The 14106-nt window shown below is 64.7% G+C and carries 10 protein-coding genes and 1 pseudogene; 7 read left to right on the forward strand and 4 right to left on the reverse strand.

What is annotated here, in order from left to right; all coding sequences use genetic code 11:
- Positions 1-41: 41 nt before the first annotated feature.
- The 6 genes from ACVMB0_RS06035 to ACVMB0_RS06060 all read left to right on the forward strand — a co-directional run bounded on the left by ACVMB0_RS06035 (position 42) and on the right by ACVMB0_RS06060 (position 6939).
- Positions 42-929, forward strand: a complete 888-nt coding sequence (locus tag ACVMB0_RS06035; RefSeq protein ID WP_456751705.1) for a TauD/TfdA dioxygenase family protein — start codon at positions 42-44, stop codon at positions 927-929.
- 419 nt (positions 930-1348) lie between these two features.
- A complete protein-coding gene (locus tag ACVMB0_RS06040) occupies positions 1349-2944 on the forward strand; it encodes an ABC transporter substrate-binding protein (RefSeq protein ID WP_461345617.1) in 1596 nt (531 codons plus the stop codon).
- A gap of 90 nt (positions 2945-3034) precedes the next feature.
- The gene (locus tag ACVMB0_RS06045) at positions 3035-3982 is read left to right on the forward strand and encodes an ABC transporter permease (RefSeq protein WP_461345618.1); all 948 of its coding nucleotides are present in this window, start codon (positions 3035-3037) and stop codon (positions 3980-3982) included.
- A gap of 61 nt (positions 3983-4043) precedes the next feature.
- Positions 4044-4937: an ABC transporter permease gene (locus ACVMB0_RS06050; RefSeq protein WP_461345619.1), complete on the forward strand. Its 894-nt coding sequence runs from the start codon at positions 4044-4046 to the stop codon at positions 4935-4937.
- Positions 4937-5950 (forward strand): ABC transporter ATP-binding protein, encoded by a 1014-nt coding sequence (locus tag ACVMB0_RS06055; RefSeq protein ID WP_461345620.1) that lies wholly within the window; start codon positions 4937-4939, stop codon positions 5948-5950. The genes ACVMB0_RS06050 and ACVMB0_RS06055 overlap by 1 nt, the downstream gene beginning before the upstream one ends.
- Positions 5947-6939, forward strand: a complete 993-nt coding sequence (locus ACVMB0_RS06060; RefSeq protein WP_461345621.1) for an ABC transporter ATP-binding protein — start codon at positions 5947-5949, stop codon at positions 6937-6939. The genes ACVMB0_RS06055 and ACVMB0_RS06060 overlap by 4 nt, the downstream gene beginning before the upstream one ends.
- A gap of 46 nt (positions 6940-6985) precedes the next feature.
- Here ACVMB0_RS06060 and ACVMB0_RS06065 read toward each other — a convergent pair whose 3' ends face one another.
- The 3 genes and pseudogenes from ACVMB0_RS06065 to ACVMB0_RS06075 form a co-directional block, all read right to left on the reverse strand.
- On the reverse strand, positions 6986-8965 hold the full coding sequence (locus tag ACVMB0_RS06065) for an acetyl/propionyl/methylcrotonyl-CoA carboxylase subunit alpha (RefSeq protein ID WP_461345622.1): 1980 nt from the start codon (positions 8963-8965) through the stop codon (positions 6986-6988).
- Positions 8962-10602, reverse strand: coding sequence for an acyl-CoA carboxylase subunit beta (locus tag ACVMB0_RS06070; RefSeq protein WP_461345623.1), 1641 nt, complete (start codon positions 10600-10602; stop codon positions 8962-8964). Before ACVMB0_RS06070 ends, ACVMB0_RS06065 begins: the two co-directional genes overlap by 4 nt.
- 128 nt (positions 10603-10730) lie before the next feature.
- Positions 10731-11598: pseudogene (locus ACVMB0_RS06075) on the reverse strand (beta-keto acid cleavage family enzyme).
- A gap of 213 nt (positions 11599-11811) precedes the next feature.
- Between ACVMB0_RS06075 and ACVMB0_RS06080 the strand changes: the two are divergent.
- Positions 11812-13035 carry an ABC transporter substrate-binding protein gene (locus tag ACVMB0_RS06080; RefSeq protein ID WP_461345624.1) on the forward strand — a complete coding sequence of 408 codons (1224 nt, stop codon included), beginning with the start codon at positions 11812-11814 and terminating at the stop codon, positions 13033-13035.
- A gap of 180 nt (positions 13036-13215) precedes the next feature.
- On the opposite strand, the gene ACVMB0_RS06085 is transcribed toward ACVMB0_RS06080, so the two are convergent.
- On the reverse strand, positions 13216-14061 hold the full coding sequence (locus ACVMB0_RS06085) for a helix-turn-helix domain-containing protein (protein ID WP_461345625.1): 846 nt from the start codon (positions 14059-14061) through the stop codon (positions 13216-13218).
- Positions 14062-14106: the final 45 nt, after the last annotated feature.

A 14106-nucleotide genomic window follows, 5' to 3' on the forward strand; every position in this document is an offset into this window, starting at 1 on the left:
CTAACCTCGGCCTAACAAGAAAAGTCAGGGAGAATGTGCCGATGGAAGTGATTCCACTCAAGCCGGGCTTCGGCGCCGAACTGCGCGGCGTGACGCTGTCGGATGTCGCGGCCAGCGATGCGGCCTATGCCGCGGTGCGCGCGGCGTTCGAGGAACATTCGGTGCTGGTGTTCCGCGGCCAGGAGGTCAGCGACGACATCCAGCTCGCCTTTTCGCGCCGCTTCGGTCCGCCCGAGACGACCAAGGTCGGCTCGATGGGCACCGGCTCGCATTTCGTGATCCTCTCGACCTTCGGGCCCGACGGCAAGGTGGTGCCATCCGACCACCGGCAGCAGCTGCGCGCCCGGGCCAACCAGCTCTGGCACACCGACTCGTCCTTCAAGCGCGTGCCGGCGCTGACCTCGATCCTGTCGGCGCGCATCATCCCCGAACATGGCGGCGAGACCGAGTTCGTCTCGATGCGGCTGGCCTTCGAGCGGCTCGACAAGGATGTGGCGAAGCGGCTGGAGAACTCGTTCGCCTGGCACTCCTACGCGCACTCGCGCAGCAAGGTCGCAGCCGGCCTCGCGACGTCAGAGGAAGTCGATGCGCTGCCGCCGGTGTGCTGGCGCATGGTGTGGCGCAATCCGGTCAACGGCCGCGGCGCGCTGTATCTCGCCTCCCACGCCTATGGCGTCGAGGGCATGGATGCCGAGGCCGGCAAGGCGCTGATCGAGCAACTGACCGAGGCTGCGACCGCGCCCGGCGTCAGCTATCTGCATCAATGGAAGCAGGGCGATGTCGTAATGTGGGACAACCGCGCCACCATGCATCGCGGCCGCCCCTGGCCGGCACATGAAGGCCGCCTGATGATCCGCACCACGATCTCGGCGACGGATGCCGATGGCGTCGCGAGCGTGAGCCCACCCTCGTCGCAGGCGGCGGAGTGAAGGACGACAATGCTCTCTCACCGTCATCCTGAGGAGCGCGCTCTTGCGCGCGTCTCGAAGGATCGGCGGCCGCCAGCGGGGCCGTTCATCCTTCGAGACGCGCTTCGCGCTCCTCAGGATGACGGAGAACGAATCGGCAGCCACACCGTAATCGGCGACAAACTGTCGCTGATAGCGGACTGCTTCACAGCGCACGCGTCGGCGCTCGCAATCGAATTCAAGCGGAGATGCGTCACTGCATAGCAAAACAACCCGAGTTCCGCGCCATCACAGTCAACATTCCCAGTCCGTGGAAATTTTAATGCACTCGCGTCATCCGAATTGCCAATCCCTTCGCGGCCCTCGCTGGTTGCCCGACAGGCTCACCGTGGTATCGTCGATGCCAATCGGCCATTGAGACCGACATGCGGGAGGGGACCATGCGGAGCGTGCAAGCGCTGGCCGTTGCGGTGTTGTCTGTGTTGACCGTCAGTGACGTATCACGTGCAGCCGAGCCGAAATCCGGCGGCATCTTCAGGATCTATCACCGCGACAGTCCCGGAAGTGCCTCGATCCACGAGGGCGCGACCTATTCGCTGAACGTTCCGTTCATGCCGATCTTCAACAACCTCGTCATCTTCGACCAGCACATCGCCCAGAACAGCACCAGCACGATCCGGCCCGAGCTCGCGGAAAGCTGGGCCTGGAGCGGCGACAACAAGACGCTGACCTTCAAGCTGCGCAAGGACGTGAAGTGGCATGACGGCAAGCCGTTCACCGCGGCCGACGTCAAATGCACCTTCGACATGCTGATGGGCAAGTCGCAGCAGAAGTTGCGGCAGAACCCGCGCAAGTCCTGGTACGACCAAGTCGACGAGGTGACCACCAACGGCGACTATGAGGCGTCGTTCAAGCTGAAGCGGCCGCAGCCGGCGCTATTGTCGCTGCTCGCCTCGGGCTATTCGCCGGTCTATCCCTGCCATGTGTCGCCGGCAGAGATGCGTACCAAGCCTGTCGGCACCGGGCCGTTCAAGTTCGTCGAGTTCAAGGCCAACGAATCGATCAAGCTCACGAAAAACCCCGATTACTTCAAGAAGGGCCTGCCCTATCTCGACGGCATCGAGTTCACCATCATCCCGAACCGTTCGACCGCGATCCTCGGCTTCGTCTCCGGCAAGTTCGATATGACGTTCCCGACCGAGGTCTCAATTCCGCTGTTCAAGGACGTCGAGTCGCAGGACCCGAATGCGGTCTGCGTGGTGGAGCCGAACAACGTCTCCACCAACATCATCATCAATTCGACCGCACCGCCATTCGACAACCTCGATGTCCGCCGCGCGCTGGCGCTGGCGCTCGACCGCAAGGCGTTCATCCAGATCATGTTCGAGGGCCAGGGCGACATCGGCGGCACCATGGAGCCGGCGCCGGACGGGTTGTGGGCGATGCCGAAGGACATGCTGGAATCCATCCCCGGCTACGGTCCCGACGTCGAGAAGAACCGCGAGGAAGCGCGCAAGCTGATGCAGAAGGCGGGCTATGGCCCGGACAAGCATCTGCAGATCAAGGTGTCGACCCGCAACATCGCAGTCTACCGCGATCCCGCGATCATCCTGATCGACCAGATCAAGAGCATCTATATCGACGCCGAGCTCGACGTCGTCGACACCGCGCAATGGTTCCCGAAGATCGCCCGCAAGGACTACTCGCTCGGCCTCAACCTCACCGGCAACGCCGTCGACGAACCGGACCAATCGTTCTACGAGAATTATGCCTGCGGCTCGGAGCGGAACTACACCAATTATTGCAACAAGGAGATCGAGAAGCTGTTCGACCAGCAGTCCGAGGAGACCAACCTCGACAAGCGCAAGAAACTGGTCTGGGAGATCGACAAGAAGCTGCAAGAGGACGTCGCCCGTCCGATCATCTTCCATGCCCGCACCGGCACCTGCTGGAAGCCTTACGTGAAGAATGTCACGATCATGTCCAACAGCTCGTATAACGGCTATCGTTACGAGGACGTCTGGCTGGATAAATAGGCATAGCGTTTTCGAGCGAAGTGGATACCGGTTCGCGTCAAGAAAACGCGTCAAAAGAAAGCCACAGGCGAGATCAGGGAGAGAGCCAGGGTGTTTGCCTATATCGTGCGGCGGCTGTTCCTGATGCTCGTGACCCTGTTCGGGATCTCGGTCATCATCTTCGCGCTGCTGCGCGTGGTGCCTGGCAACATCGTCGACATCCTGTTCGACGCCGCGGGCTTCGTCGATCCCGCCGACAAGGCCAATCTCGAGCGCGAGCTTGGCCTGAGCCAGCCGATCGTGATCCAGTATCTGCATTGGGTCGGCGGCCTCTTGCACGGCGACCTCGGCTATTCCTACGTCTCGGAGAAACCGGCGCTGGAGGAGATCCTGCCGCGGATTCCGATCACCGCGCGGCTGGCGGGACTTGCGCTGCTGTTCTCCGCCTCGATCGGCATCCCGCTCGGTGTGATCAGCGCCGTGCATCAGGGCTCGAAACTCGATTATGCGCTGCGCATCGTCAGCCTCAGCGGCCTGTCGCTGCCGTCGTTCTGGCTCGGCCTGTTGATCCTGATGGCCTCGGTGTCGCTGTTCGGCACCATGCCGATCTTCAATCCGAACCCGACGACCTGGCTCGAGGCGCTGACCATCTATGCGGTGCCGGCAATGGCGGTCGGCTTCCGCAGCGCGGCGCTGACCATGCGCATCACCCGCTCCTCGATGCTGGAGATCCTGCGCCAGGACTATATCCGCACCGCGCGCGCCAAGGGCGCCTCCGAGGCCTCGGTGAACTATCACCACGCGCTGAAGAACGCGGTGCTGCCGGTCATCACCGTGATCGGCATCGAGGCCGCGTTCCTGATCGGCGGCCTGATCGTGACCGAGACCGTTTTCAACATACCCGGCATCGCACGCTTCCTGGTCGAGGCGCTGCGCTGGCGCGACTACCCGATTGTGCAGAACCTCGTGATGTTCATCGCGGTCGTCGTCGTCATGGTGAATTTCATCGTCGACATGCTTTATGCGGCGATCGATCCACGTATCCGGTTCGGAGACTAGCATGATCAGGAAAAGTGGAAACCGGTTTTCCGATATGATCATGCTCAACTAAAGAGGCGGCGTGGCGACGATTAACTTCGAAAGTGAATTGCGACGCGCCGGGGCCAACGCCACCGGCGGCTGGGGACGGTTTGCGTTCCTGGCGCAACGGCACGTGCTCGGCACGATCGGCCTTGTCATCATGCTGTTGTTCGTGCTGACCGCGATCTTCGCCGACGTCATCAGCCGCTACGATCCGCTGACCGTCGATTCCGCACACCGCCTGGCCGCCCCCTCCGCGCTGCACTGGTTCGGCACCGACTCCTTCGGCCGCGACGTCTGGAGCCGCATCATCCATGGCGCGCGGATCTCGCTCGCGGTCGGCATCGGCTCCACGACGCTTGGCGCCACGCTCGGCGTGATCGTCGGTCTCGCCTCCGGATATCTCTCCGGCTGGGTCGATCTCGTGTTCCAGCGCGTGACCGATATCCTGCAATCGCTGCCGCTGCTGGTGCTCGCGCTGGTGATGACGGCGGCGCTCGGCCCGTCGCTACCCAACGTGATCCTCGCGATCGCCATCCCCCTGATCCCGACCGTTGCCCGTGTGATCCGCGCCAACACGCTGGCGCTCCGCGAACAGCCGTTCGTGGAAGCCGCCAAATCGATCGGCATGAGCGAGATGCGGATCGCGCTGCGCCACGTGCTGCCGAACACCATCGCCCCCTTGATCGTGCTCGCCACCGCGCAGCTCGGCTCGACCATCCTGACCGAGGCATCGCTGTCGTTCCTTGGCCTCGGCATCCCCGAACCCTATCCGTCATGGGGCCGCATGCTGTCGGAATCCGCCGCCGAATATGTCCGCACCGCGCCGTGGCTGGTGATCTTCCCCGGCATCGCGATCAGCCTCGCAGTGTTCGGCACCAATCTGTTCGGCGATGCCCTGCGCGACATCCTCGATCCGAGGCAGCGCGGCTGATGACCGAGGCTAAGACGCTCGATACGGTTCTCGAGGTGAAGAACCTGCAAACGGTGTTCTTCACCAATTCCGGCCTGTTCCGCGCTGTCGATGACGTCTCGTTCTCGGTCCGCCGCGGCGAGACGCTGGCGATCGTCGGCGAGTCCGGCTGCGGCAAGAGCGTCAGCGCGCTCTCGATCATGCGCCTAGTGCCCGATCCGCCCGGCCGCATCGTCGGTGGCTCGGTGACACTCGAAGGCACCGACCTGTTGAAGCTCGACGATGCCGCGATGCGCGACATCAGGGGCAACCGCATCTCGATGATCTTCCAGGAGCCGATGACCTCGCTCAATCCGGTGATGCGGATCGGCGACCAGATCATCGAGGCGGTGCGGCTACACCAGAACGTGAGCGGCAAGGAAGCCTGGAAACAAGCCGTCGACATGCTGCGGCTGGTGCGCATTCCGGAACCGGAGCGCCGCGCCCAGGAATATCCGCATCAACTCTCCGGCGGCATGCGCCAGCGCGCGATGATCGCGATGGCGCTGGCGTGCCGGCCGGCGCTATTGATCGCGGACGAACCGACCACCGCGCTCGACGTCACCATCCAGGCGCAGATCCTGGCGCTGATCGTCGATCTGCAGCAGCGGCTCGGCACCGGGTTGATCCTGATCACCCACGACCTCGGCGTCGTCGCGCAGACCGCGCAGCGCGTGATCGTGATGTATGCCGGCAAGAAGGTCGAAGAGGCGACGGTCGAATCGCTGTTCGAGACGCCGCTGCATCCCTACACCCGCGGGCTGATGGCCTCGATGCCGGCCGTGATCGCGCTCGGCGCAGAGAGCGACGCACGGCTGAACGAAATTCCCGGCATGGTGCCGTCGCTGACCAACCTGCCGCCCGGCTGCGCCTTTGCGCCGCGCTGCAAGCTGGCGATCGATCGCTGCCGCCAGGAATATCCGCCGCTCGACGAGGTCAGACCCAACCACTGGGCGGCATGCTGGCGCGCCGGCGAGCTGGCGGAGGCGTCATGACCACGCAACGCCCGCTCCTCGAGGTCACCGATCTCGTCAAGCATTATACGGTGCGCGGCGGCGTGCTGCGCCGGCAGGTCGGCACCGTGCATGCGGTCGACGGCGTCAGCTTTGCGCTCGGCGCCGGCGAGACGCTCGGCCTGGTCGGCGAATCCGGCTGCGGAAAGTCGACGGTGGCGCGCACCGTGCTGCGGCTGGTCGAGCCGACCAGCGGTGCGATCAAGCTCGACGGCGAGGATATCGCGCCGCTCAGCAAGACTGCGCTGCGGCCGCATCGCCGCTCGATGCAGATCGTGTTCCAGGACCCGTTCGCCTCGCTCAACCCGCGCATGACGGCGGGCGACATCGTCGGCGAGCCCTTGAGCGTGCACGGCATTGCAACCGGAGTGAAGAAGCAGGAGCGCGTCGCGGAGCTGTTCCAGCAGGTCGGTCTGCGGCCCGACCAGATGAAGAACTTTCCGCACCAGTTCTCCGGCGGCCAGCGCCAGCGCATCTGCATCGCGCGCGCGCTGTCGCTTGGGCCGCGGCTGATCGTCTGCGACGAGCCGGTCTCGGCGCTCGACGTCTCGATCCAGGCGCAGGTGATCAATCTGTTGATCGACCTGCAGCGCAGGCAGAACTTTTCCTACCTGTTCATCGCGCACGACCTCGCGGTCGTCGCCCATATCAGCCACCGCGTCGCCGTGATGTATCTCGGCCGTATTGTCGAGATCGCCGACAAGCACGAGCTGTTTGCCGACCCGCGCCATCCCTATACGCAAGCCTTGCTCGCCTCGGTGCCGATCGCCGATCCGAAGGCCAGACGCACCGCGCCGCTGATCGACGGCGATGTGCCGAGCCCGATCAACCCGCCGTCAGGCTGCGCCTTCCACACCCGCTGCCGCTACGCGATGGATCGCTGCAAGACCGAGCGGCCGGCGCTGCAGGCAGCCGGCCCCGGGCATCAGGTAGCGTGCTGGCTGAATGATGGGACGGGGCGGAGCGAATAGAGCTGTCGTCCCTGCGAAAGCAGGGACCCAGCGGTTATGACAGCGGCTACGCCGCCGTCTCGATCTCCACCACGATCTTCCCCGTCGTCACCTGCTCGCCCTCGGCGACATCGATCGACGATACCGTGCCCGCGACGCCGGCGGTGTGAACGTGCTCCATCTTCATCGCCTCCAGCGTCATCACCGGCTGGCCGGCCGCGACCTTGTCGCCGGCCTTCACCAGCACCGCGACAACCCGGCCGTTCATGGCGGCACGGACCTTGCCGTCGCCGCCGGCGGTTGACGCGCTCTCGGGCGGCGCGAGCGTCAGATCGCGCGCCGCCAGCGTGGCGCCGCGATGCAGGACATAGAGCCGATCGCCATCCCGCAGGAATTTGGCCTGCTCCATCACGCCATCATGGTGGAAGCGGATGCTGTCCTGATCGAGTTCGTCGATCACGAAGCTGAAGCGATCGCCATTGCGGGCCGCGAGATAACTGCCGTCGCGCTCGCGGACGATCTCGATCTCCTGCACGCCGTGGCCGAGGTCGATCCGCAGGCCGAGCGGGAATGTCGCAGCCAGCGACCGGCCGCGCTGCCATGGCGGCGCATGCGGATTGGTGACATAGAGCAGCAGTGCCGCCAGCGCGAGATCGCTGCTGCGATCGGGCCGCGGCGCCAGCAGCGCGTCGCGGTTGTTGCCGATGAAGGCCGTGGTCGCCTCGCCGTTGGCAAATACCGGATGGCGCAGGCAGTCGATCAGGAAACCCTGGTTGGTGGTGACGCCAAACGCCGTGACCTGCTCCAGGGCCGAGATCAGCTTGCCGCGCGCCTCGTCGCGGGTGGCGCCATGGCTGATGACCTTGGCGATCATCGAATCATAGAACGGCGGAATCTCCGAGCCCGACTGCAGCGCGTGCTCGACGCGGATGCCATCGGGTATCTGCCACCGCGCCATCGACCCGGATTGCGGCATGAAGTCGTGCCCGGCATCTTCCGAGCACAGCCGCACCTCGATGGCATGGCCGGAAAAGGTGACGTCCTCCTGCTTCACACCGAGCGGCTCGCCGCGCGCGACACGCAACTGCAATTCCACGAGATCGAGTCCGGTGATCGCCTCGGTGACGGGATGTTCGACCTGCAGCCGTGTGTTCATCTCCATGAAGTAGAAATTGCCGGCGCGATCGAGCAGGAATTCCAGCGTACCAGCGCCCTCATAGCCGATCGCTTTCACCGCCTGGACGGCGACCGCGCCCATCCGCGCGCGTAACTCCGGCGTCACCGCCGGCGACGGCGCCTCCTCGATGAGCTTCTGGTGCCGCCGCTGCACCGAGCAATCACGCTCGCCGAGATGGATGGCGTTGCCGTGGCCGTCGCCGAACACCTGGATCTCGATATGGCGGGGATCGACGATCGCCCGCTCCAAAATCACGGTGGGATCACCGAACGCGCCTTGTGCCTCTGAGCGCGCGCTGCGCAGCGCATCAGGAAACGCCGCAGTATCCACAACCAGCCGCATGCCGCGGCCGCCGCCGCCGGCGACCGCCTTGATCATGACCGGAAAACCAATCGCCTTGGCTTCCGCCAGCATCACGGCGTCACTCTGATCGGCGCCCTGATAACCGGGCACGCAGGGCACGCCGGCCTTTCGCATGATATTCTTGGCGCCGGCCTTGTTGCCCATCGCCAGGATCGCTTCCGGCGACGGGCCGATGAACACCAGACCCGCATCGCGGCAGGCCTGCGCAAAGTCCTCGTTCTCGGCGAGGAAACCGTAACCGGGATGCACCGCGCTGGCGCCGCTCGCCTTGGCGGCTGCGATGATCGCGTCGATCTTCAGATAGGATTGCGCCGGCAATGCCTCGCCGATCCGCACCGCCTGATCGGCCTCGCGCACATGCAGTGCATCACGGTCGGCGTCCGAATAGACCGCGACGACACCATAGCCGAGCCGCCGCGCCGAGCGCATGATGCGCAGCGCGATCTCGCCGCGGTTGGCGACCAGGACCTTGAAGAACGGCGTCCGCTTCACGATGGTACCGCTCATGGCCGCGCCACCGAGAACTGTATGCGCTGCGGGGTGCGTGCCTCCGCCTCGCGGCAGATCGAAAGCACCTCGGACAGCACCGTCCGCGTATCGCGCGGATCGATCACGCCGTCGTCGAGCACGCGGGCGCTGGTCGAGAACACGTCCATCTGGCCGTCGAACACGCCTGATATCTGCGCTTTCATCGCCTCCAGCTTCTGCTTCTCGATCGGCTTGCCGCGCCTGATGGCGGCGGCTTCCGTGACGATTGCCATGGTTTCGGCGGCCTGCTCGCCGCCCATCACGGCGGTCTTGGCATTCGGCCAGGAGAAGCAGAAGCGCGGATGGAAGCCGCGGCCGCACATGCCGTAATTTCCGGCGCCGAACGAGGCGCCGCAGTATAGCGTGATCTGCGGTACCGTCGCCGAGGTCACCGCCTGGATCATCTTCGAGCCGTGCTTGATCATGCCGGCCTCTTCATAAGCTTTACCGACCATGTAGCCGGTGGTGTTGTTCATGTAGAGGATCGGCGTGCGCGACTGGCAGCAAGCCTGGATGAAGTGCGTCGCCTTGTTGGCGCCGGGCACGTCGAGCGGGCCGTTGTTGGTGATGATGCCGATCGCTTGGCCTTGGATGCGGGCATGGCCGCAGACCGTCGCCGGGCCGTAATTGGCGCCAAACTCGGTGAAGTCGGAATCATCGATGAAGCGCGCGATCGCCTGGCGCATGTCGACGGGCCGCTTGTGGTCCATCGGCATGATGCCGAGGAGTTCTTCGGCATCGTAGCGCGGCGGCTTGAACGCGGCTGGCGTCGGCGCCGGCCGGTCGCGAGGACGATCCCAAAGACGATCCCATGGCAGCTTGGCCATGATCTCGCGCGCGATGCGCAGCGCATCGCGGTCATCCTCGGCAAGGTAATCGCCGAGGCCGGAGACCTGGGTGTGCATCTCGGCGCCGCCGAGCTCCTCCTCGGTCGCGATCTCGCCGGTGGCGGCCTTGAGCAGAGGCGGTCCGGCGAGGAACGCGCGGGTGCGGCCGCGCACCATCACGATGTAGTCGGAGAGGCCGGTCTGGTAGGCGCCGCCCGCGGTCGAAGAGCCGTGGGTAACGGTGACGACAGGGAGCCCCGCCGCCGACAGCCGCGCCAGATTGCGGAAGATGTTGCCGCCGCGGACGAAATCCTCGACCCGGTAACGCAGCAGGTTGGCGCCGGCGCTCTCGACCAGCTGCACATAGGGCAGCTTGTTCTCCAGCGCGAGCTCCTGCACCCGCAGCGTCTTGTCGAGACCATAGGGCTGCAGCGCGCCGGCATCGATGCCGGCATCGTTGGCGCTGACCATGCAGCGAATGCCGGAGACGAAGCCGATGCCGGCGACCAGCCCGCCGCCGGGCACGCTCTTGTCCGGATCCGGCACGTCGAACATGTAACCGGCGAGCGTCGACAGTTCGAGGAACGGCGAGCCGGGATCGAGCACCAGCGCGACGCGCTCGCGCGGCAACAACTGGTCGCGCTTGTGGAAGCGGTCCTTTGCCGCGGCCGACGCTGCGCGCGTCCGTTCCTCCAGCCCGCGCATCCGGGCAATCAGGGCGAGCATGCCATCGCGATTGCCCAGGAACGCGGCGCTGCCGGTGGAAATTGCGTTCTCGATGATGGCCATCAACCCAGCTCCTCACTCGCTGTCATTCCGGGGCAGGCCGAAGGGCTGAGCCCGGAATCCATGGCGCGACAGGACATGCGGCCCGATGGATTCCGGGCTCGCGCTGCGTGCGCCCCAGAATGACAGCCCTAGTGCCTGACCCCAAAAATCTGCCGCGCTTCCGCGGGGCTCGCGATCTCGCGGCCGGCGCGCCGCGCGCAGGCGGCGAGGCCTTCGACGAGCTGCCCGTTCGATGTCACCTTGGTACCGTCACCGAGATAGAACGTATCTTCCAGCCCGCTGCGCAGATGGCCCCCCAGATCGGCGGCGTGCTGGTGCAGCGGCCAGATCTCGGCGCGGCCGATCGCGGTGACCTGCCAATGCGCGTCAGGCGCCTTCAGCTTGAGCAAGATCGGCAACAGCTCAGGATCGGCCGGCATTCCCGAGGCGACGCCCATCACGAAATTGTATTCGAGCGGCCCGGAATACATCCCGGTCTGCCGGTACATGCCGACGCAGCGCACGATGCCGACATCGAAGCATTCGAATTCGGGAATGGTGCCGGCGGGCCTTCATCACGTCGAGATAGTCCTGCACCTTCTCGACCGCGTTATCGAACATCATCGGCGGCCAGGCCCAGGTGTTGTCGGCCTTGACCTTAAGATAATTCAGCGAGCCGGCATTGCAGGCCGCGATCTCGGGTCTGGTCTCGCGCACGCAATCGAGCGCGCCCTGGTAGTTCGGACCTGACGTGCCGGTGGTGTGGTTGATGATCACGCCGGGGCAGGCCTCGCGGATCGCCTGCTGGATCTCCTTGCTGACGGCCACTTCCCATGACGGCAGGTGGCCCTTGTTGGGCGCCTGCTGACGCAGGTGAATGTGCATGATGCTGGCGCCGGCGTTGAACGCGGCCTTGGCCTCGCGCGCCATTTCTTCCGGCGTCACCGGGACGTTGTGCTGCTTCGGGTCGGTCAGCACGCCGTTCAGCGCGCAGGTGATGACGGCCTTGTCGCTCATGGGTCTCTTGTCCGCTTTGCAGTGCACATGCGCTGCTGGTTTTCCCATGATGAGAAATTTGTCTTCGCGCCATCTTGCGTTGACTGGCTAAGAGGATGCGATCACGTCGGAATCGGCTGTCAGCCGGTTAACACAAGACGCAACGCCCACATGATGCGTAACCTTGCTGCAAAGCAAAGCGGCGCAACAAGCCGGCATCACGGGGAGAACGTCATGGTCTCGATCAACCGGCGCACCTGGCTCGCGAGTGCGGCAGGCGCGGGACTTGCCGCCGTCGGAGGCCTCAGGCCCTTGCTCGCCGAGGAAACGCCGGGCGTCACCGCGACCGAGATCAGGATCGGCAGCACCACTTCCCTGAGCGGACCGGTGTCCGCGCTCGGCGTGCAGGCGCGCTGCCAGGAAGCCTATTTCAAGATGCTGAACGAGCAGGGCGGCATCGCCGGCCGGCAGATCAAGTACATCTATTACGACGACGCGTTCAATCCGGCGAAGACGGTCGAGCAGGTGCGCCGCCTGATCGAGAGCGACAATGTCGCCTTCCTGTTCAACATGCTCGGCACCGCGCCAAACTCGGCCGTCGTCAAATACATCAACGCCGCCAAGGTGCCGCATCTGTTCCTGTCGGTGAACGGCGACAAATGGGGTGATTACAAATCCTATCCCTGGACCATGGGCTTTGCGCCAAGCGCGCGGACCGAGGCGCAGGTGTTCGTCAAATATGCGCTGAGCCAGAACAAGAACGCGAAGTTCGCCGTGCTCTACCAGAACGACGATCTCGGCAAGGATTTCGTCGCCGGCACCAAGGATGTGTTGGGCGAGCGATTCGCGACAGCGGCCGTGGTGGCCTCGCACGAGGTCACCGATCCTACGATCGATTCCCAGATCGTCGCGCTGCGCGGCGCCAACCCCGACGTGCTGATCTCGGGCACCACGGCAAAGTTCTGCGCGCAATCGATCCGCAAGATCTACGAGCTTGGCTGGAAGCCGATGCACTTCATCGCGAGCGGCGCAGCGTCGCTGTCCTCGACCATCGTCCCCGTCGGTCTCGACAAGGCGCAGGGCACGATCTCGTCGGCCTATATCAAGGACGTTGCCGACCCTGCCTGGGCCAATGACCAAGGCGTGAAGGATTTCCTCGCATTCATGGAAAAATACTTCCCCGACGGCAATCCGAAGGAAGGCTACAATCTTTACGCCTATATGGTGGCGAACGTGCTCAAGATCGTGCTCGAGCAGTGCAAGGGCAATTTCAGCCGCGACAACATCATGGCGCAGGCGAACAATCTCAGGGACGTTTATGTCCCGACGCTATTGCCCGGCATCAAGGTCAACACCAGCCCGACCAATCACCACCCGCTGCAGCAGCTGCAGCTCCAACGGATCGAGGGGGCAGGCTGGTTGCGATTCGGCGAGGTGATCCAGGGCGCGAATTTGTAGCCTTCGTCCCGGCGTCCGCCGCCGTCGCCCGTCCTCCCTTCCGCCTGAAAGAAAGAAGGTCGGGATGGGTCAGCCGCAAGCGACGCTGCAAGCGGAGAGATTTGATCCCCACCCGCTTTTTCAAGGGGAGGTTAAGTCACAGCCTGCATGCAGCGAAACGCAACCCGCCGGGACGCCGATCTAGGTCAACGCGCGCTCGTTCGCCGCTTGCCCCGTCCGATAGATCGCGAGGTCACGCGAGCCGGAGAAGATCGCGCGCGGCTTCAAGCCGTAGAAGCGGCGGATCGAGTGGCTGAAATGGGTCGAGTCGGGATAACCGATGTCCTGCGCGAGATGCGCGAGGTTGATGTCCTGGTTGGCAAAGTGCAGCAGATACCGCGCGCGCTTCCAGGCACGGAAGGACCGGAACGAGATCCCGGTCTCCTCCTTGAATAGATGCAGGAAGCGCGACGGCGACAGGCCGGCCTCGGCAGCGCAGCCGGCGGCCGTCACCGGCTCGCCGGAAAATTGTCCGATGCGGCCGATCGCGCGCACGACGCGCGGATCGAGCACGCGCTGCGGCAGCGCATCGCCGAAGCACATGGTGTCGAACTCGGCATTCGCGATCGCGTCGCGATGCTGCATCTCGGCGAGCGTCGCATAGGCGTTGCGAATCCGGTTCGCAAACAAATGCGAGTCGGGTCCTTGCAGACGGCGAGCGACGGCTTCCAGCGTGCCATCGGGCACGCTCTCCGGCTCGATCGCAACGCAGATCGCGGAGCGATGTTCGCTGGTGATGGTGTGGCGCAGGTTCGGCATCGTCACCGCGAGCTCGCCGTGGGACTCGCGCCCCTCGCTGGTCGACAGATGCAACCCGTCGCGGATTGCGACATAGACATGGAATGCGCCCGGACAGCGCTCGCGCGGACGGCCGAGCAGCCCGGCATAGAACACCCGCTCCGGCGTGATCAGCATCCGATGGCCGGACTGCTGCTGGCCGGAATGGCGAGCGGATTCCTTGCACTTCGCGTCCACGATCGCGTCCATGGCGGTTCCTCCTCGCGCGGCTCTTTGGGCCGCTGCGGCGAGCTC

The sequence above is a fragment of the Bradyrhizobium sp. USDA 4451 genome, assembly GCF_054822585.1.